General features: G+C 54.4%; 16 protein-coding genes. 11 read left to right on the top strand and 5 right to left on the bottom strand.

Going from position 1 to position 18,725, the window contains the following annotated elements; genetic code table 11:
• Positions 1–28 precede the first annotated feature (28 nt).
• From K5621_RS02210 to K5621_RS02190, 5 genes are all read left to right on the top strand, one after another.
• On the top strand, positions 29–2,023 hold the full coding sequence (locus K5621_RS02210) for an MtrB/PioB family decaheme-associated outer membrane protein (RefSeq protein ID WP_221050308.1): 1,995 nt from the start codon (positions 29–31) through the stop codon (positions 2,021–2,023).
• A gap of 29 nt (positions 2,024–2,052) precedes the next feature.
• A complete protein-coding gene (locus tag K5621_RS02205; RefSeq protein WP_221050307.1) occupies positions 2,053–4,602 on the top strand; it encodes a DMSO/selenate family reductase complex A subunit in 2,550 nt (849 codons plus the stop codon).
• 15 nt (positions 4,603–4,617) lie between these two features.
• Entirely contained in the window at positions 4,618–5,283 is a 666-nt protein-coding gene (locus K5621_RS02200) for a DMSO/selenate family reductase complex B subunit (RefSeq protein ID WP_221050306.1), read from the top strand.
• 46 nt (positions 5,284–5,329) lie between these two features.
• Complete coding sequence (locus K5621_RS02195; RefSeq protein WP_157929047.1) at positions 5,330–5,986, top strand: TorD/DmsD family molecular chaperone; 657 nt, start codon at positions 5,330–5,332, stop codon at positions 5,984–5,986.
• 136 nt (positions 5,987–6,122) lie between these two features.
• The gene (locus K5621_RS02190; protein WP_100142993.1) at positions 6,123–6,920 is read left to right on the top strand and encodes a Crp/Fnr family transcriptional regulator; all 798 of its coding nucleotides are present in this window, start codon (positions 6,123–6,125) and stop codon (positions 6,918–6,920) included.
• Between the two features lie 211 nt (positions 6,921–7,131).
• On the opposite strand, the gene rpmE is transcribed toward K5621_RS02190, so the two are convergent.
• Together rpmE and K5621_RS02180 are read right to left on the bottom strand one after the other, a co-directional pair.
• Complete coding sequence (gene rpmE / locus K5621_RS02185; protein WP_025009259.1) at positions 7,132–7,344, bottom strand: 50S ribosomal protein L31; 213 nt, start codon at positions 7,342–7,344, stop codon at positions 7,132–7,134.
• Positions 7,345–7,469: 125 nt separating this feature from the next.
• Complete coding sequence (locus K5621_RS02180; protein ID WP_221050305.1) at positions 7,470–8,279, bottom strand: FimV/HubP family polar landmark protein; 810 nt, start codon at positions 8,277–8,279, stop codon at positions 7,470–7,472.
• 237 nt (positions 8,280–8,516) lie between these two features.
• Here K5621_RS02180 and priA point away from each other — a divergent pair, with 237 nt between their 5' ends.
• Complete coding sequence (priA, locus tag K5621_RS02175) at positions 8,517–10,712, top strand: primosomal protein N' (RefSeq protein ID WP_221050304.1); 2,196 nt, start codon at positions 8,517–8,519, stop codon at positions 10,710–10,712.
• A gap of 54 nt (positions 10,713–10,766) precedes the next feature.
• Here the strand turns inward: priA and K5621_RS02170 are convergent, their stop codons facing one another.
• Complete coding sequence (locus tag K5621_RS02170; protein ID WP_100142990.1) at positions 10,767–11,444, bottom strand: DedA family protein; 678 nt, start codon at positions 11,442–11,444, stop codon at positions 10,767–10,769.
• Between the two features lie 280 nt (positions 11,445–11,724).
• On the opposite strand from K5621_RS02170, the gene argS reads away from it, so the two are divergent.
• The 5 genes from argS to K5621_RS02145 all read left to right on the top strand — a co-directional run bounded on the left by argS (position 11,725) and on the right by K5621_RS02145 (position 16,821).
• Positions 11,725–13,470, top strand: coding sequence for an arginine--tRNA ligase (gene argS, locus K5621_RS02165; protein ID WP_100142988.1), 1,746 nt, complete (start codon positions 11,725–11,727; stop codon positions 13,468–13,470).
• A gap of 3 nt (positions 13,471–13,473) precedes the next feature.
• On the top strand, positions 13,474–14,043 hold the full coding sequence (locus K5621_RS02160) for an SPOR domain-containing protein (protein ID WP_221050303.1): 570 nt from the start codon (positions 13,474–13,476) through the stop codon (positions 14,041–14,043).
• A 223-nt stretch (positions 14,044–14,266) separates the two neighbouring features.
• Positions 14,267–14,791 carry an ATP-dependent protease subunit HslV gene (gene hslV / locus K5621_RS02155; protein ID WP_100142986.1) on the top strand — a complete coding sequence of 175 codons (525 nt, stop codon included), beginning with the start codon at positions 14,267–14,269 and terminating at the stop codon, positions 14,789–14,791.
• Positions 14,792–14,812: 21 nt separating this feature from the next.
• Positions 14,813–16,138 (top strand): ATP-dependent protease ATPase subunit HslU, encoded by a 1,326-nt coding sequence (gene hslU, locus K5621_RS02150; RefSeq protein WP_100142985.1) that lies wholly within the window; start codon positions 14,813–14,815, stop codon positions 16,136–16,138.
• A 110-nt stretch (positions 16,139–16,248) separates the two neighbouring features.
• Positions 16,249–16,821: a nucleoside triphosphate pyrophosphohydrolase family protein gene (locus K5621_RS02145; protein WP_221050302.1), complete on the top strand. Its 573-nt coding sequence runs from the start codon at positions 16,249–16,251 to the stop codon at positions 16,819–16,821.
• Between the two features lie 145 nt (positions 16,822–16,966).
• On the opposite strand, the gene K5621_RS02140 is transcribed toward K5621_RS02145, so the two are convergent.
• On the bottom strand, positions 16,967–17,395 hold the full coding sequence (locus tag K5621_RS02140; RefSeq protein WP_221050301.1) for an excinuclease ABC subunit A: 429 nt from the start codon (positions 17,393–17,395) through the stop codon (positions 16,967–16,969).
• A 139-nt stretch (positions 17,396–17,534) separates the two neighbouring features.
• Positions 17,535–18,575, bottom strand: a complete 1,041-nt coding sequence (locus K5621_RS02135) for an NAD(P)H-dependent flavin oxidoreductase (protein ID WP_221050300.1) — start codon at positions 18,573–18,575, stop codon at positions 17,535–17,537.
• Between the last annotated feature and the right edge of the window lie 150 nt (positions 18,576–18,725).

Raw genomic sequence — 18,725 nt, 5'->3', positions numbered from 1 at the left:
GCTGTCCCGTTAAGCAGGAGTGTTGAAGATGAGATTTCCTTTGAATCTATTGACTATGGCTCTGCTGGGGCTCTCTGGCTCAGCGATGGCTGCCGACTTCAGTGTCGGCCGCGCCAACACAGATAAGGTCAATACCGCCGGTTTTCAGTGTCGGCAGTGCCAACTGACTCCCGGGCTCGCCGGTGAAGTGACTGTCAATGCCGGATACAACGACAGTGACGATATTCACAGCGGCAACGCCTTCGGCGATGACCATGACGGCATGGTCGCCAGTGTCGATGCCGCCCTCGGTTATCGCACTAACAACGGCTATCGCAGCCAGCTGCAAGCCCATCACCTGGGTCAGGATAACGGCTTTGTCAGCCTCAAGACCGGCCGCCCCGGTCAGTACCAGATGACGCTGGACTATCGCAGTCTGACCCGCTATGAGAACGGCAACGTCGGCACCGGACTTTGGCATAACCAGGGGATGTTGCAACCCGATGACACCCTACGTTACCTGGATCTGCAACTGGAGCGGCAACAGGCGGGAATTGGCTTTCGTTATGACTTCGGCCAATTGGCTCAATTCGGCGATCTGAGTAGCTATGTGCGCTATGACAGAGAGGAAAAGCAGGGCCACCGCAGCGCCAGCCTGATGAGCCCAAGGCCGGTCAACTTCGCCTTGCCGGTGGATGAGAGCAACGACAAGTTGCAGGCCGGGTTACAGCTCAGTGGCGATAACTGGTTTACTGAACTGGGCTATCAAGGTAGCCAGTACAGCAATGATATCAACAACCTGAGCTTGCCTTATGCCAGTGACATCTACAGTGCCACTCCGGATAACCAGGCCCATCAACTGACCTTGAATGGTCAGTACCGGCTGAGCAACACGGTTATCAGCGGCCGGGCCATTGCCGGACGGATGATCCAGGATGAAGGCCTGATCCAGATGAGCGGCAACCCGCTGCAAAACTGGGATGGTCAGGTCGATACCCTGGACGCCAATCTGGCTGTCAGCACCCTGGTCAATAGCCGTTTGCGTCTGGGCGGTCAACTGGATTACCGCAAGCGCGACAACGACTCCAGCGTGGCAGATTTTGTGCAGCTCGAATTCAACCCCGTCAGTGGTGCCATCCGGCAAAACCCGCTGCTGGATATGGAGCGTCAGGCACTGAAACTCAATGCCAGCTACCGTCTGGCACCGGGTTACCGACTCCAGGCCGGTTACGACTTTAAACAGCTTGAGCGCAGCTATGGCGAGCGGGAAGACACTCGCGACCATAACCTGTGGGCCAAGCTGGGCATGCAACTGTTCACGCCACTGAAGCTTGATCTGAAAGCCAGCCTGGGTGAGCGGGATGGCAGCCGCTATGAGGCGGCCGAGCTGACTTCCAGTGAAACCCAGAGCCTGCTGCGCAAGTATCACCTGGCCGATCGACGCCGGACCGCAATGGAGCTTGGGTTGCAGTACACCCCGCTGAGCTGGATGACACTGGATCTGACCAGCCACTATGCCTTTGATGATTACCATGAAACGGTTATCGGCCTGACCGAGTCCCGCGATTACGGTTACGACCTGAACCTGACGCTGCAGTTGAGCAAACAACTGAGTGTTTACGGCTTTGCCGGTCAACAGTGGATCGCCTCCAAACAGAGTGGCGATCAGAGCGCGACCTGGTATGGCGACATCGATGACAGCTTCATCAACCTGGGCGCCGGGGTGGCTTACAGCGGCCTGCTGGATGACCGCCTGACCCTGGGTGCCGACTATCAATTTGCCGACTCGGAAGGGGAAACCTGTATCGGTGCGGCGCAGTATGACGACTATTACAGCTTCAATCACAGCGTCGAGCTGTATGGCCGCTATCACCTGAACGATGCCATGGCATTGAAGGTGTCGTACCGGTACGAGCGCTACTTCGATACGGATGGCAGTGATGTCGGTATCGATGCCGTCACCGGCCTGACCACTCTGGGCGTATTGAATCATAACTACAACGCCCATCAGCTGATGTTGTCCTTCAGCTACCTGTTGCCTTGAGCAAGGCTTAAATCGTGAGGATAAAAACAATGGAACGCAGAAGCTTTTTGAAAATGAGTGCAGCTCTCGGTGCTGCAGCTACAGTATCCGGTTGTAACTCCAGCTCTAAGGATGCTAATGCAGTGCCTCCCAAGCCTCCGGTGGTGGAAGAACAGCTGAATTGGTCGGCTTGCCTAGTAAACTGCGGCTCCAACTGCCCGGTAAAAGTGTTCAGCCGTGATGGTGTCATCACCCGCATTGAATCCGACCATGAAACCACAGATGAGTATGGGGTAAACCATCAAATTCGCTGTTGTCCCCGTGGTCGTTCACTGCGTCAGCGCACCTATGCAACCGACAGGTTACGCCAGCCGATGAAGCGCGTGGGCGAGCGTGGCGAGGGCAAGTTTGTGCCTATCAGCTGGGATGAAGCCTATGCCGAGATTGGGGCAAAACTGCAACAGATCGCCCAAGATCAAAGTAAGGGTCCCGAGTCCATTTATATGCATTATGGAACCGGTGCTTACTACGGGTTTGCAGCCAACACCGCTACTTGGGGACGGCTACTCAACCTCAATGGCGGCTTCCTGAACCATCACTGGGATTACTCTTGGGCCGGGGCATATGCGGCCTGTATCGCGACCTATGGCGACCAGTGGGACAGTATTGGCGGCACTTCGCTGGATCAGATTGCCAACTCGGATCTGTTTGTCGGTTTTGGCTTCAATCCCAATGAAATTCGCATGAGCGGTAGTGGTGAAGGCTATGATTTTATCCAGTCTCTGGCGGCCAACACCAAAGGCATCAAAGTCTGGATGGTCGAACCTCGTTACACAGACTCAATGCGCGGCAATGAAACACACTGGTTACCCATACGACCAGGCACAGATGCGGCGCTTGTTGAAGCCATCATTCATGAAATGATCGCTTCTGGATTTGTTACTCGCGAAGTGAAGGGTTTCCTGGATAAGTATGTGGTGGGATTCGATCAACAGTCTCTGGAAAATGCCAAGGCTGCGGTCGCCCTCAACAATGATCCCTTTATTGCCTCTCATGCCCAGTACATAGATCCAACTGAAAACTACCACGACTACATCATGGGTGTCGGTAAGTTTGCCGCCGATGGTGCCCATGATGCCAAATGGGCCGCAGAAGTATGTGGCGTCCCCGAACACAAAATCAAAGCCTTGGCCACAGATCTCATGAATGCCAACGCCCCCTATATTAGTGCCGGCGCGGGCATCAGCCGTCATGCCAATGGCGATCAGGCCACCCGTGCGGTATACACTCTGGCAATCATGACCGGCAAACTGGGCCGCGAAGGGGTGAATAACGGCGCCATGCCTACCAGCTACAGCTTTGCCATTCCCGGCATGCCTACCGGCACTAACCCGGTTGATGTCACCATTCCTGTGTTTACTTGGTCAGAAGCCATAGTTCGCGGCCAGGAGTTTACCGGCAGCACAGATGGCGTTCGTGTCGCCGGTAGCACTAACGAACTGGTGGATCACAACACCACTAAACTCAAAACCAATATTAAGGCGATTATCAACTGCGCCGGTAATGCCTTGATTAACCAACATTCCGACAGCAACGGCACCGCCGCCATTTTGAAAGACGAGAGTCTGTGCGAGCTAATCGTGGTCTGTGACTGCTGGATGACGCCATCGGCCAAGTTTGCCGACTATCTGTTGCCGGACAGCACTTGGCTGGAATCCAATGACTTTGCCAACGACAGTTACGCTTCGGGACAGATGGCCTATGCCACCTTTATGAGCAGCGCCCTGAAGCCTTTGGGCCAGGCTCAGTCCATGTACGACATCTGTAGCGGTATTGCCAAGGCGATGGGCAAAGAAGCCGCCTATACAGAGGGGCGTACAGGCGAACAGTGGTGTGAACATTTGTATGAACAAACCAAGGCGATGCATCCTGACATTAAATGGCCTGAGACCTATGCCGAGGCGCAAAAAGCCGGGGTATTCCGTAAATACATGCCAACATCGACCATTGCGATGCAGGCTTATATCACCGACCCGGTTGCCAATGCCAGACCTACCATCTCAGGCAAGATCGAACTCTATTCCATCTCACTGGCGCGCAAGGCAGCCACCTGGACACTACGCCCTGGAGATCAAATCACCGCGCTACCTAAATATGTAGTGACTTGGGATGGCTACCAGGATCAGGAAGCAATTGACAAAGGCTTTACCTTACAGCTGTGTGGCTACCACACCAAGGGACGCACCCACTCCAGTTACCACAATGTGCCTTGGCTGCGTGAGGCCGTGGAAGATGCCCTGTGGATGAACCCAACTGACGCCGCGGCACAAGGTATTGCCGATGGTGACATAGTGTGGGCCTACAACGAACGCGGCACTATTGAAGTGCCGGTGAAAGTGACTCCCCGAGTGATACCCGGTGTGTGTTCACTGGGACAAGGCGCTTGGTACAAGCCGGATCCGGCCAAGAACACCGGACCTTCCGGACATACTGTCGATCTGGGGGGTTGTATCAACACCATTACCAAATATCACCCATCTCCCATTACCAAGGGTAACCCTCAACACACCAACCGTGTTGCTGTTATCAAGAAAAGATAATAGAGGATCGAAAAAATGACTCAGCAAACTCAATATGGATTCTATTTTGACAGCAGCAAATGTACTGGTTGCAAGACTTGTCATATTGCCTGTAAAGACCGCATGGTTGGCCTGTTGCGTGCCAAGGACAATGTCAGAGAACTGGGGGTAGCCGCCTTACCCGGGGTGATTTGGCGACGTGTCTATGAATACGGCGGCGGCAATTGGAGCCAAAATAGCGATGGCAGCTATGAACAGGATGTATTCGCTCACTATGCCTCCATAGGCTGTAACCATTGTAGCGAACCCGTCTGTGTTAAGGCTTGTCCAACCGGCGCCATGCATAAACAGAAAGATAATGGTCTGGTGTTAGTCGATGAGTCCCTGTGCATTGGCTGCGAAAGCTGTGCCAGAGCCTGCCCTTATGATGCGCCGCAATTGGATGCGCAACGTAAGATTATGACCAAGTGTGATGGTTGCCAGGACAGATTGCAGCAAGGACAGAAACCCATATGTGTTGATGCCTGCCCGCTCAGGGCACTGGATTTCGATACCATGGATAACCTGAGAGCCAAATATGGTGATGGCGATGGTCACTTTGCTCCGCTGCCCTCGCAATCTATCACCTCTCCCAACCTGATAGTCAAAGCGCCCCGCAATGCTCGCAGCAATGGGCACATTTTGAATATTAGAGAAGTGTAACCCTCCAAGAGAGCAGCCTTGGCTGCTCTCCTTTTTGTGGATGATTATGACTATATCAACCGATACACTCTTAAGTTTACAGAGTATTGCCAACGTATTTCATAAGGTGTTGCTGGATCTGCCAACGGCTGAGCTGGTCGAACACTTTCGACTAAACGATATCGCCACCCAGTGGCCCAGGTTAACCCAAAGTAAGCGCGAATCCCTGGCCTTGACCGAATTGGAACACTATCTCAAACACTGGGATGGCAGCAACAAGCAACTGATTGCGCTTCAGTTGGACTATGGCCAGTTATTCAACGGCCCGGGAACTCCGGTTGCGCCACCTTGGGGCTCAGTCTATCAATCGGCATCCGCTTTATTGAATGAAGCCTCGACGCTGGAGTTGATGAGGTTTTATCAACAACATGGCCTACAGATCCATTTTGAGCGGAACGAACCCGTTGATCATCTCGGACTGATCTTTGCCGTTATTGCCTACTTGTTGGCTCAGCTCAACGAAGATAAGCAACATGACACCATGGCAATCCTTCACACTTTACTCGATCGTCATGTGCAACCTTGGGTACAGCAGTGTCTGGAATTGGCCATCGCACATGCCCAAACAAACTATTATCGAAGCATGGCGTTATTAGCCAGTGAATATTTTCTCTATCTACAGAGATTGGTGGATGAGTCGCCTGTCATTATCAATAGAGATTAGCGCTCACAACATAAGAAAAAACTGATAACTCAGATGTACCCGACACAGCTCAATCCTTATTTTGCGGATCAATAACACATTTGTCACTCAAGAGGTTTGTTACTATTCAATCAATCATTATTTTAGGGCATAAGTAATGTTGAATGTTATATCACTTGGCGCAGATGAAAAAAAGAAATCGACTCTATTTTTTCCCGGAGGAGTCAATGAAAGTATCGCTAACTTCTTTTACGCCAACGGTATCGTAAGAAAGTTAAAGAAAGGCTCGCCATTAAACAAAAATATACTTCTCAATAACTTTGTCTACCTTGAAAGCGGGCTAATATTTTACTCCAAAAGAACCAACGACTTTACTCGCCCCAAATTTTTAAATGTCATTTTCCCTGGCCGGCTGACTGACTATCACCTGTTATTGGATGACGGTTGCACATGCTGTAAAAGCATTCTAGCCGCCAGAGACAGCAAGATCATAACCATAGACAAGAAAGTAATAAAGAAATTGGTTAATGAGGATGTAGAGCTCTTCATGCAGTTTATGTATGACGCGGCCTACTATACAGAAAGACAAACTGGATTAGCCATATTTCTGTTAACATCATCACCGGAAGATAAGCTTATTAAGTTCTTGTTTGATATATTAGTTGTTCTTCAATCCCCATTTAATAATCGCTGGTTAACCATAGATCTCAAGTTAACTCGGGAAGAAATAGCCGACATATTGCATATCAGTACCATAAAGCTGGATCTGATGTTTGGCCAATTAAAAAAACAAGACTTACTTAAAAGGGTTAACAATAAACTATGCGTTAATATCGATATTTTCAGCGACTTATCACCCTGCCCATTAGGCAGAGAAGATGCCAGAGGCTGTCAGTCGAATAATATGCAGAAGTTCAAACCGAAAAACATGATAAGCCTCAACAACATGTATTGACTGGGGCTTTATGAGTCATAAAGCCTGGGGATTTCACTGGTTCAAAGTGAACTAGCTATGCCCTCATTCAAATACTATCCATAAGATATTTAGCTGATTTCCATTTCCGATAAGGTTATCCAAAGGCGCTCGTAAGAGCGATACTCTTGCCCCAAAAAGAGCAACAAAAAAGGCGTCCATGGGACGCCTTTTCGATTGGTTGCAGTGGCAATTACTTCTTGCCCAGCATACCGAAACGCTTGTTGAACTTGTCGATACGACCACCGGTATCAACAACTTTCTGAGTACCAGTGTAGAAAGGGTGACATGCACCGCAAACGTCCAAGTGCAGAGCTTTGCCTGCAGTAGAGTTTACTTTGATGACGTTGCCACAAGTACAAGTTGCAGTGATTTCTGCGTATTCAGGATGGATACCTGGTTTCATTGGGGTTACCTCAAGTTAAGGCCATGTCGCTCTTCCAACCCGAAGTCGGACACCACATGCGGTTAATATCAAAAGTTCAGGGCGCAGAATAGTACAGTATCTGCCCAGCGCTGACAAGTAGGTGACTACATCTGCTCGAACTTTTCTTTGGCGGCCGTCTTATCTCCATAGGACTGCAACAAGCGGCTACTGGGGCAGTGTAACTTGGCATCGCGGCGAAGGTGGCGAATGTTGCCACGGTTGAAGGCCTTGGGGTTGGCCTCAAAAATAGCCAGCATAGCGCCGTAGACATGGGTATGGCGGCTCTCGGCATAGCGGCTGGCCACCCGCCAGAGGGTTTCAGTACCATCGAAATCCAGCATGCATCCCAGCTCACGCGTCTCAATTGGCGGCGCCGTTACCTGTGAGCCTGGCGCGGCAACGGCTTGAGAGGCCAAGGACATGCCAAGGCTTTGAGGCTCACTCTGGGGTTGACCGGCGACTTCTTTAACTCTTTGAGCTTGAACGGCTGACGATGGCACAGCTTCGCTTGCTCCTGTTGTGGCTGGCACTGCAGCCCGCTGTGACTCACTCGGCATCTGCTCACCAAAGACCCGGGCACGGTTAGAGCGCAGTGCCACAGGCACCGAGGTATCGAACAAGGGCAAGCGTTTGAGTTCATGCCAGCGATTGATTCGGTATTCCCGCACCAACAATTCGGCCTGCTTGTCGGTCACTTCATCTATCCCCAGCAGCAGCACCATGTAACGGTTAATGGGTTGCACCATGAGTTTTTCCGCCGCACCTTGCTGCCTGACAATAAACTCAAGCCGGGTCATATCCTCACTGTCGGCCACCACGTTGACCTTGAGCATGGGCAAGTGCCCAAGCTCAAACATTCTTTGATTGATACTGACATGGGCGGTTTCTGCTCTGGCAACAAACGTTAGCAACATGAGTACAAGCATCAGTAAACCCGCTCTCATCCTATCCTCTCTGTTTGATTTTGAATTACCCAGTTTAGACTATCCGGCTTAGGTTCTCTGGCTTAAGTTCTTTGGTTTGGATTCGTTAAGTCAGCAGATTCAAGCTGTGGTTTTTGCGGCTTTTTGTTTCCGGGACTGGTTCTCTCATTCTAGCCTGAGTAAACTGACGGGCAACATGTGCCGTGATCATTTGCGAAAATTCTGACTATGCCGCAGTTTGTAGAAGTTGCCCTTCCCGTTCCCATGCGGCAGAACTTCAGTTACCTGATGCCCAAAGCTTGCCCCTGGCCACTCGAGCCGGGAATGCGGGTGCGGGTGCCCTTTGGCCGCCAGCAACTCATAGGCCTGGTGACAAGCCTGAGTGATGAGTGCGAGCTCGAGCCCAAACAACTCAAGCCGGTATATCAAGTGCTGGACAGCGAGCCATTGCTGCCACCGGCGCTGTACCAACTAACCCTCTGGGCCGCCAGATACTATTTCTGCAGCCAGGGGCAGATGTTGACCCAAGCCCTGCCGGTGGCGCTGCGCAAGGGTGCCGATGCCGCGCCGGAGAAAATCAGTTATCTGTGTCTGACCAGTGCGGGCCAGGAGGCCACACTGGAGTCGCTGAAACGCGCTCCCGCCCAACGCAAACTGCTGCAACAGCTCAAACAGGGGGAACTGACCACTGAAGAGGTCAATGCGCTGGAGCTGAGCAAGAGTGCCATCAAGGGGCTGCTGGACAAGGGCTGGGCCGAGCAACGAGAGCGGTCAGTCAGCGCCAATCTTGAATGGCGGCAAAAGCTTGAACTGGGGGAAGAACCTCACAGGCTCAACCCGGAGCAAGCCGTGGCGGTCGCCAGCCTCAATGCACAGAGCGGCTATCAGTGCAGCTTGCTTGAAGGGATCACAGGCTCAGGCAAGACAGAGGTCTACCTGGCGGTACTGGAAACCATACTCAAGGCTGGCAAGCAGGCGCTGATCCTAGTGCCGGAAATCGGCCTGACGCCGCAAACCATCAACAGGTTCAAACGCAGATTCAAAGTCACGGTTGCCGTGATCCATTCCGGCCTGACCGACAAGCAGCGCCTCGACGCCTGGCGCCTGGCCCGCAGCGGTGAGGCGGCCATCATAATCGGCACCCGCTCGGCGCTGTTCACCCCCATGGCCTGGCCCGGGATCATCATTCTCGATGAGGAACACGACAGCAGTTTCAAACAGCAGGAAGGCGTGGGTTATCACGCCCGGGATCTGGCCGTCATGCGCGGTCACCTGGAGCAGGTTCCTGTGCTGCTAGGCAGCGCGACGCCGTCGCTGGAGAGCCTGCAAAACGCCCTCAGCGGCCGCTATCAACATCTGCAATTGGGAGAGCGGGCCGGCAATGCCCTCAAGGTGCGTCAGGGACTGATAGATATCCGCAACCAACCGCTGCAGGCGGGCATGTCGCAACCGCTGCTGAACGAGATGCGCCTGCATCTGCAGGCCGGTAACCAGGTGTTGCTTTTTCTCAATCGCCGCGGCTTTGCCCCAGCCCTGCTGTGCCACGAATGTGGCCATCTGCATGAGTGCGATCGCTGTGATGCGTTTTTCACCCTGCACCAATCCCTCGGCGAAATTCGCTGCCACCACTGCGGCAACCAATACGCGATTCCACGCCAGTGCCACAACTGCGGCAGCACCATGTTGCAGGGTCAGGGCATAGGTACGGAGCAATTGGAGGCGGCGCTCAGCAAGGAGTTTCCCGAGTATCCCGTGGTGCGAATCGACCGGGATACCACCAGCCGCAAAGGCTCACTGGAACAGCACTTAAGCGCCATTCATCGCGGCGAATACAAGATATTGGTAGGCACCCAGATGTTGGCCAAGGGACATCACTTTCCCGATGTCACCCTGGTGGGGCTGCTGGATGTAGATGGCGCCCTGTTCAGCGCCGATTTTCGAGCTCCAGAGCGCTTCGGCCAACTCTATACCCAGGTAGCCGGTCGCGCCGGTCGCGCCAGCAAGCCAGGCACTGTGCTACTGCAGACTCATCAGAGCGATAACCCCTTGCTCAGGGACCTGCTTCACAGAGGCTATGGCGAGTTTGCCCGCAGCCAGCTCAATGAGCGCCAGCAGGCACTGTTACCCCCGGCCTGGCATATGGTGCTGATCCGCGCCGAATCACACCGCGCCGAGGATGCCGATGCCTTTCTGGCGGCCTTTGCCGCCATGTTACCCATGGACAAGGATTTTGAAGTGATAGGCCCGCTGCCAGCGCCGCTGGATCGCAAGGCCGGCAAGTATCGGCGCCAGTTGTTGGCCCAGGCCAAGGACAGACGCAGGCTGCAACAGGTGTTTGAACAGCTGTTGCCTCAGGCCGAACAGCTACCCGAGGCCAAGCGCTGCCGCTGGAGTCTGGATCGAGATCCTCAGGATCTGTTGTAATTGATAAGAGTCAGCAGGTTCTGCTGTAACTCCCTTGAACGGCTTTAATCCGGCTCAGAATTGACCGTGAGGCCCCTGCTTGTCCTGCGGCTTGCGCAGCAGCTTATAGGTCAGCCAACTGCCGAGCGCCAATACCAGAGTGATCACCGGCGCCGCCATCAACGCCATGGTCAACAGCTTGCTGATCCGCTCGGGCAGAAACGGCATCATATAGCCCAGTGATACCAACAGCCCCACCCAGAAGAAGGCGCTCAGGGCCGCAAAAAAATAGAAGGTCTTGATACAGGCCATGCGCACGCCCATCACCAAAGGCAGCAGCGAACGCACCAACGGCAGAAAACGGGCACAGAAAAGCGCCACCAGCCCATGACGACCAAGGAGTTTATCCACTGCCGCCAGACTGTCGGGCGGCACCTTGTAGACCCAGCCCTGCACCTTGGGCAAACGATTGAGCAGCCGCCCCTGAATAAATGCCAAATAGCTGCCGCCTGCGGCCGCCACAAACAGTAACAGAAACACCAGCAAGGGGTTGAGGATCCCCATTCCCGCCAGGGTGCCTGAGAGTATGACCACACTGTCGCAAGGCAAGGGGGCCGCCGGCAGCAAAGCACTCTCCAGGAAAATAAAACTGAAGATGCACACATAGATACTCAGAGCGATACCCGGAGCATGCAGCGCGGTGAAATCCTGTTGCCAAATGGCTTGTAACACTGTGGTGATGGAGTCCAGCATCTATATCTCCATTGAAACTATCGACGCATGCCGATGGCAAAATCGGCACTTGGGGGAAGACAGGATCGACATCATACTCCCCAAAAATAAAGATCAGCGATTCTTAAACAAAGATTCATCCATAATAGTGATCTTAAAACGGCCCTGGCTGTGGCAAATCCAGGCAACAACAAAATTTGCTGATAAAACCGTACTGGTGATAGCAATGTTACCGCCGAAAGCGCTAGAATGTGCGGTTATCCCCTTTTAACCTTTATCAGTCAGTGTCGATAAAACGCCAATGAAATCACATATCCAATCTTTGCTTGAACAGACAGTAGCCACTTTGAAACAACAGGGGTTGATCCCCGAAGAGACTGCGCCAAGGATTCAGGTAGACCGAACCAAGGATAAGAGTCACGGCGACTTGGCCACCAACCTGGCCATGATGCTGACCAAAGCTGCCGGCAAGCCACCTCGGGAGCTGGCACAACTGATCATCGACAACCTGCCTGCCTCAAGCCATGTGGCCAAGGTAGAGATAGCTGGCCCCGGCTTTATCAACTTCTTTATTGATGACAGTGCCCTGGCCAAACAGCTGCAGGCGGCACTGGCCGACGAGCATCTGGGTGTGAGTCTGCCCAAGTCGCAAACCGTGGTAGTGGACTACTCCTCCCCTAACCTCGCCAAAGAGATGCATGTGGGCCACCTGCGCTCCACCATCATTGGCGACAGCGTTGTGCGGGCGCTGGAGTTTCTCGGTCACAAGGTGATCCGCCAAAACCACGTCGGCGACTGGGGTACCCAGTTCGGCATGTTGCTGGCCTATATGGAAGAGCTGCGGGCACAAAATGGCGAAAACGCCAACCTGGAGCTGTCTGATCTGGAAAGCTTCTATCGCGCCGCCAAACTGCGTTTCGACGAGTCGGCCGAATTTGCCACCCGCGCCCGCCAGTTGGTGGTCGAGCTGCAATCCGGTGACGAGTACTGCAACAAGCTGTGGCGTGAGTTCAACGATATCTCCCTGAGCCACTGCCATGACGTATATCAGCGCCTGGGCGTCAGCCTGACCCGCGCCGATGTCCATGGTGAAAGCGCTTACAACGACGATCTGGAACAGGTGGTCAAAGATCTGGATGCCCAAGGCTTGCTGTCTGAAAGTAACGGCGCCAAGGTGGTATTCCAGGAAGAATTCCGTAACAAAGACGGTGAAGCCCTGCCGGTAATCATTCAGAAGGCCGATGGCGGCTATCTCTATGCCACCACAGACCTGGCAGCCATGCGCTATCGCTCGGGTACCCTGCATGCCGATCGCGCCCTCTACTTCGTGGATCTGCGCCAGGCGCTGCACTTCCAGCAAGTGTTCAGCCTGGCCCGCACCGCAGGTTTTGTGCGCCCGGAAATGACACTGGAACACATGGGCTTTGGCACCATGAACGGTGAAGACGGCCGCCCATTCAAGACCCGCAGCGGCGGGGTGGTGAAACTGGTTGACCTGCTCGATGAAGCCAATGTCAGGGCGCTGGAGCTGGTACGCAGCAAGAACCCCGACATGGACGAAGACACCCTGGCCGAAATCGCCCGAGTAGTCGGCATCGCCTCGGTGAAATACGCCGATCTGTCGAAGAACCGCGCCAGCGACTATATCTTCAGCTTCGATCAGATGCTGAGCTTTGAAGGCAACACTGCGCCATACCTGCTGTACGCCTACACCCGGGTTGCCGGGATCTTCAAGCGGGCCGAAGATGTGGATCTGAGCAATGCCGTTATCGCTCTGGAGCACGACAAGGAAAAAGAGCTGGGCAACAAGCTGGCCCAGTTCGGTGAAATCCTTGCCCGTATGGTCGACAAGGGCCAACCCCATGTACTTTGTGGTTATCTGTTCGAACTGGCCGGTGCCTTCTCCAGCTTCTACGAAGCCTGCCCCGTGCTGGCGGCCGATAACGAAACCCAGAAGCACAGCCGTCTGCTGCTGTCTCAATTGACCGCCAAGACCCTCAAGCAAGGCCTGTCACTGCTAGGTATCGAGACTCTGGAGCGCATGTAATCCATGGGACGCGATTACGCCAATAGCAAACCCAAGCCCCGCAAGCCTGCCAAGCGGGGCGCTCGCAAGCAACCGCAGCCCAAGCAAGGCTTTCCTGTGCTGTTGCTTGTGGTGGTAGTGGCAGTGGTGGCCGGCTTTGGCTATTTCCTCTGGAGCCTGAAGAGCAGCGCCCCCGAGGCCGAAGTGGCTCAGCCTCAGCCACAGACTAAGCCGGTGCCCCAGAAGAAAGACCCCAACGCCTTGCCGCCCAAGCCCAAAGAGGAGTGGACCTACCTCAAGGAGCTGGAAAACAAGCAGGTAGAAGTGGATCTGCCGGAAGAGAGCAACAAGCCATCTCGCCCTTATCAGATGCAGTGCGGTTCCTTCCGGGTGCAATCCCAGGCCGACGAGATGAAAGCCGTGATCGCCTTCCAGGGGCTAGAAGCCCAGGTGCGCAAGGTGCAAGGCACCAGCGGCGTCTGGTACAAGGTGGTGCTCGGCCCCTACGACAGCAAGCGCGATGCCGAGCGGCAGCGCCACGTGCTGCAAAGAGCCGGTCTCAACGGCTGTATGATCTGGTTCTGGGAAGATTAAACTCCTCTCAATTTAAAGGCTGCAAACAATAAGATTTGCAGCCTTTTTGTTTTTCAGGACGAAAGCCTCTGCCGGGCACTTGATATTCCCGCCCCCAACCCCATATAGAAAACTATCACCTCATTAGTTGGCCTTGCTGTGCCCCAATGGGCCGTTTCATGCAGCAGACCCTGGGGATTTGACCCATGACGGACGCGCCGTCCGCCCGAGAAGAGGATCTATCGTGACCACTATCGTATCTGTACGCCGTAATAATCAGGTTGTTGTCGCCGGTGACGGCCAAGTGTCTCTGGGCAACACTGTGATGAAAGGCAATGCCCGCAAAGTACGCCGCCTGTACCACAATAAAGTATTGGCCGGTTTTGCCGGTGGCACCGCCGATGCCTTTACCCTGTTTGAACGCTTCGAGGCCAAACTGGAGATGCATCAGGGGCATTTGATGAAGTCGGCGGTCGAGCTGGCCAAAGACTGGCGCAGCGACAGAGCCTTGAGAAAACTCGAAGCCATGTTGGTGGTGGCCGATCATGAAAGCTCACTGATCATCACAGGTAACGGCGATGTGGTGCAGCCGGAGCATGATCTTATCGCCATAGGCTCTGGTGGCAACTATGCCCAGGCCGCGGCGTTGGCGCTGCTGGAGAACACCGAACTGGGTGCCCGTGATATTGCCGAGAAGGCGCTGACCATAGCCGGCGATATCTGCGTATTTACCAACCAGTTCAAGACTATAGAAGAACTGAATTACTGATCCCGAGCGTGAGGAAGCATTATGTCTGAAATGACACCCCGCGAAATCGTCCACGAACTGGACGCGCACATCATAGGCCAACAGAAGGCCAAACGCTCTGTCGCAGTAGCCCTGCGTAACCGCTGGCGCCGCATGCAGCTGGATGCCGGCTTGCGCCAGGAAGTGACCCCGAAGAATATTCTGATGATAGGCCCAACCGGTGTTGGTAAGACAGAGATCGCCCGCCGTCTGGCCAAGCTGGCCAATGCGCCTTTTATCAAGGTTGAAGCGACCAAGTTCACCGAAGTGGGCTATGTGGGTAAGGAAGTGGAGCAGATCATCCGCGATCTCACCGACGCCGCGGTCAAACTAACCCGCGAGCAGCAGATGAAGAAGTGCCGCTCCCTCGCCGAAGAAGCCGCCGAGGAGCGGGTTCTCGATGCCCTGCTGCCCAAGCCAAAGAACGATTGGGATCAGGAAACCGAGGACAAGTCCCACACCCGCCAGGTGTTCCGCAAGAAACTGCGTGAAGGCCAGTTGGACGACAAAGAGATCGAAATCGATGTCTCGGCGCCGCAAATTGGTGTCGAAATCATGTCGCCTCCCGGCATGGAAGAGATGACCAACCAGCTGCAGAGCCTGTTCCAGAACATGGGTCAGGGACAGAGCAAGCGCAAGAAACTCAAGATCAAGGATGCCTACAAGCAACTGGTCGAAGAGGAAGCCGCCAAGCTGGTCAACCAGGAAGATCTCAAAGAGCAGGCCATTGAGCTGGTCGAGCAGCACGGCATAGTGTTCCTCGATGAGATAGACAAAATCTGTAAGCGCGGCGAGACCTCTGGCCCGGATGTGTCCCGCGAAGGGGTACAGCGTGATCTATTGCCGCTGGTGGAAGGCTGTACAGTCAACACCAAGCACGGCATGGTGAAGACAGACCACATTCTGTTTATCGCCTCCGGTGCCTTCCAGATGAGCAAGCCATCGGATCTGATCCCCGAGCTGCAGGGCCGTCTGCCGATTCGAGTCGAGCTGGATGCCCTGACCGCCTCCGACTTCAAACGGATCCTCACCGAGCCCCACGCCTCGCTCACCGAGCAGTATGTGGCCTTGATGGGCACCGAAGGAGTCAGCATCGAATTTACCGAGTCGGGTATCGACCGCATCGCCCAGGCCGCCTGGCAAGTCAACGAACGTACCGAAAACATCGGCGCCCGTCGGCTGCACACTGTGATGGAGAGGCTGATGGAAGACATCTCTTTCGAGGCCAGCGACAAGTCCGGCAGCAAGTTTGTTATCGATGCCGAATATGTCGATGCTCACCTGGACAACCTGGTTCAGGATGAAGATCTGAGTCGCTTCATTCTCTGATTTTTACCCCCCCAAAGCCTCCTTCGGGAGGCTTTTTTTACGGCGCTTTTTTGCCTTCGGCGCGCGCATTCTTTATCATCCCCTCCTTTGCCCAAGCTGGAACCCAAGCTATGAAACTGACTCTGCTGACTCAAGAGCTGTACAGCAAGCTCTACCGGGATATTCACGAATTCCGTATCACCTTCGATCTGCCGGTCAACTCTCCTGACACTCTGGATGCCAAGGCCGACACGCTGCACACCTCGCTTATCAGCGAAGAGCTGACCGAACTGGCCGAGGCCGGCGATAAAGTTGAACAGGCCGACGCCATAGTCGACAGCGTGTATGTGTTGATGGGCCGCTTGGTACACTTGGGCTGCACCCAAGTTGGGGAGCGACTGGAGATCAGCTACCTGATAGATCTGCTGCTGCAGGTTGCCGCCAACAAGGCTATCGACTTTGAGCCTTGCTGGGATGAGGTGCATGCCAGCAACATGAGCAAGGTGTGCCGCAATGAGCAGGAACTGGCAGATACCGTGGCCCACTATGCCAAGCAAGGGGTGGAAATTGTCGGTAACCGTCAGGGTGACTTCCTGATAGCCAAGTGCGCCAAGGATGTGGAAATGACCGGCAAGACAGTGCGTCAGGGCAAGGTACTCAAGTCTGTTTATTATCGTCCAGCCAACCTCAAGGACCTGGTGTAACGCTCGGCGTTCAATCCTAAACTGGCACTCGCCTTTGGGGAACCAAACAGGTTCCCAACCGCTCGCCCACAAAAGCAGACCTCGACCTCAGGTCTGCTTTTTCAGCGATTAAAACTGTGAGTGCTTCATCGTTAGAACTTCACCGTTAGAACTTCACCAAGGTCCCTTTCAGCGCAACGCCAGCCATGATAGCCCCGGCGCCGCACTCATATTCGGTTTCGCTGGCAAACTCACGCTTCTTGTAATAGGACTGGATATTGACCACGGCGTCCATTCCTTCACGCTCGGCGCGTTCCTGCAATGCCTTGAGGGCACTCAACATCACCCACTCACAGGCTTCGCGATCCGACTTGCCAAAGGCATTGGTCTTTTTATTGGTGATCACCTCACCATAGCTCTTGCTGATCTGCGGATGCGCCTGAGTGGCAAAATACAGGGGCACATCGTAAAGGGCTTCTTTGGCCTTCTCGGTCTGCAGCAGCTCCTGCACCGGATACTGGGCTATGGTATCTCGCGCCGCGGCGTTGGCGCTGACCATCAGGGCCAGCAGCGCCAGAGCAAGTGATTTTTTCATCTATATCTCCCTATTGCGGCTCTACGCCGCAGTCAAAGCTTTGATTGCCGTCCATCTTAAGATAGGGTCACTCCGCCGATTGCAGGAGTGACTAATTCGCAATGATACAATTAGTTACACATCGCAGACCAGAAAAAGCTCACGACTCAATGAAGGCCGCCATCAACTCACGGGTCAAGTCGGCGGCGGGAATTTCCCGACATCCCTCCGGGTTCTGACCACACCAGAGCGGACTGAAATCACTGCAGTCGCGTGCTTCTGCCGCGGCGCGCAGCGGCGCAATGGCATTAGCGGCCAATGGGAAATCCGGCGCTTGCCCCAAAGGCCCCAACTCACGCATTAAACGGGTCATTATGCCTCTGGCCGGACGGCCACTGTAGAGATTGGTCAGCGCCGTATGGCGATTCATTTGCGGATCTTTCAGCGCTTGGCGATGCAGTTCACTGATCTCGGCCTCCGGGCACAAGAGATAGGCCGTACCCACCTGCACCCCGGCCGCCCCCAAAGCCATGGCCGCCTGCACTCCGGCGGCATCGGCAATACCACCGGCGGCAATCACGGGCACCTTCACCGCCTGTACCAGGCGCGGTAACAGGGCAAAGGTACCACTGTGCTCGGTCAAATCATCACTGAGGAAATGGCCTCTGTGACCACCGGCTTCCAGGCCCTGGGCTATGATGGCATCCACACCTCTGGACTCGAGCCATTTGGCTTCGGCGACGTTGGTTGCCGAGGCGATCACCTTGGCGCCCCAGCTCTTGACCCTGAGCATCAGCTCGGTGGAAGGAAGCCCGAAATGAAAACTCACCACTTCGGGACGAAAGGGTTCTATAACCGCAGCGACCTCGGCATCGAAGGGGCGCCGCTCAGCACCACCGCCGAGTTCTTCGACCTCGAATTCACGGTAATAGGGCGCCAGTTGCTGCAGCCAGGTACGCAAACGCTCGGGTTGTTCCTCGGGTGGCTTATGGCAGAAGAAGTTGAGGTTCAGCGGCCGGTCACTCTGACGCCTGAAACTCTCAATGGCTTGCTTGAGTTTGTCATGGGATAGCATGGCGCAGGGAATGGAGCCGAGCGCACCGGCGGAAGCGACCGCCAATGCCAGCGGCACGCCCTGAGCACCAGCCATGGGGGCTTGAATAAGCGGTAATTCAATACCAAAGAGTTGTTCTATCAACATACCAAGACTCCTTCTTGCTTCAGTCCTCAGCGGCACCTCTTGCCACTGCTTCATTCAATAACCCAGCTGTTCAGATTAACGGCTGGCGGCGGTGTGTGCCAGCAAAAACGCCGCGAGAATCGCGGCGTTGATAGTCAAACTCAATGTCGT

It is taken from the genome of Shewanella carassii, assembly GCF_019670705.1.
GTDB classification, from domain to species: Bacteria; Pseudomonadota; Gammaproteobacteria; order Enterobacterales; family Shewanellaceae; genus Shewanella; species Shewanella carassii.
This window is presented reverse-complemented; position numbering and strand designations above follow the sequence as displayed.

Excerpts from the sequence above, each read along its gene's own strand:
- K5621_RS02200 (WP_221050306.1), top strand. The coding sequence starts at position 4,618 with ATGACTCAGCAAACTCAATATGGATTCTATTTTGACAGCAGCAAATGT.
- K5621_RS02210 (WP_221050308.1), top strand. The coding sequence starts at position 29 with ATGAGATTTCCTTTGAATCTATTGACTATGGCTCTGCTGGGGCTCTCT.
- hslU (WP_100142985.1), top strand. The coding sequence starts at position 14,813 with ATGTCTGAAATGACACCCCGCGAAATCGTCCACGAACTGGACGCGCAC.
- priA (WP_221050304.1), top strand. The coding sequence starts at position 8,517 with ATGCCGCAGTTTGTAGAAGTTGCCCTTCCCGTTCCCATGCGGCAGAAC.
- K5621_RS02205 (WP_221050307.1), top strand. The coding sequence starts at position 2,053 with ATGGAACGCAGAAGCTTTTTGAAAATGAGTGCAGCTCTCGGTGCTGCA.
- K5621_RS02180 (WP_221050305.1), bottom strand. The coding sequence starts at position 8,279 with ATGTTGCTAACGTTTGTTGCCAGAGCAGAAACCGCCCATGTCAGTATC.
- K5621_RS02135 (WP_221050300.1), bottom strand. The coding sequence starts at position 18,575 with ATGTTGATAGAACAACTCTTTGGTATTGAATTACCGCTTATTCAAGCC.
- K5621_RS02140 (WP_221050301.1), bottom strand. The coding sequence starts at position 17,395 with ATGAAAAAATCACTTGCTCTGGCGCTGCTGGCCCTGATGGTCAGCGCC.
- argS (WP_100142988.1), top strand. The coding sequence starts at position 11,725 with ATGAAATCACATATCCAATCTTTGCTTGAACAGACAGTAGCCACTTTG.
- K5621_RS02195 (WP_157929047.1), top strand. The coding sequence starts at position 5,330 with ATGACTATATCAACCGATACACTCTTAAGTTTACAGAGTATTGCCAAC.
- K5621_RS02190 (WP_100142993.1), top strand. The coding sequence starts at position 6,123 with ATGTTGAATGTTATATCACTTGGCGCAGATGAAAAAAAGAAATCGACT.
- K5621_RS02145 (WP_221050302.1), top strand. The coding sequence starts at position 16,249 with ATGAAACTGACTCTGCTGACTCAAGAGCTGTACAGCAAGCTCTACCGG.
- rpmE (WP_025009259.1), bottom strand. The coding sequence starts at position 7,344 with ATGAAACCAGGTATCCATCCTGAATACGCAGAAATCACTGCAACTTGT.
- K5621_RS02160 (WP_221050303.1), top strand. The coding sequence starts at position 13,474 with ATGGGACGCGATTACGCCAATAGCAAACCCAAGCCCCGCAAGCCTGCC.
- K5621_RS02170 (WP_100142990.1), bottom strand. The coding sequence starts at position 11,444 with ATGCTGGACTCCATCACCACAGTGTTACAAGCCATTTGGCAACAGGAT.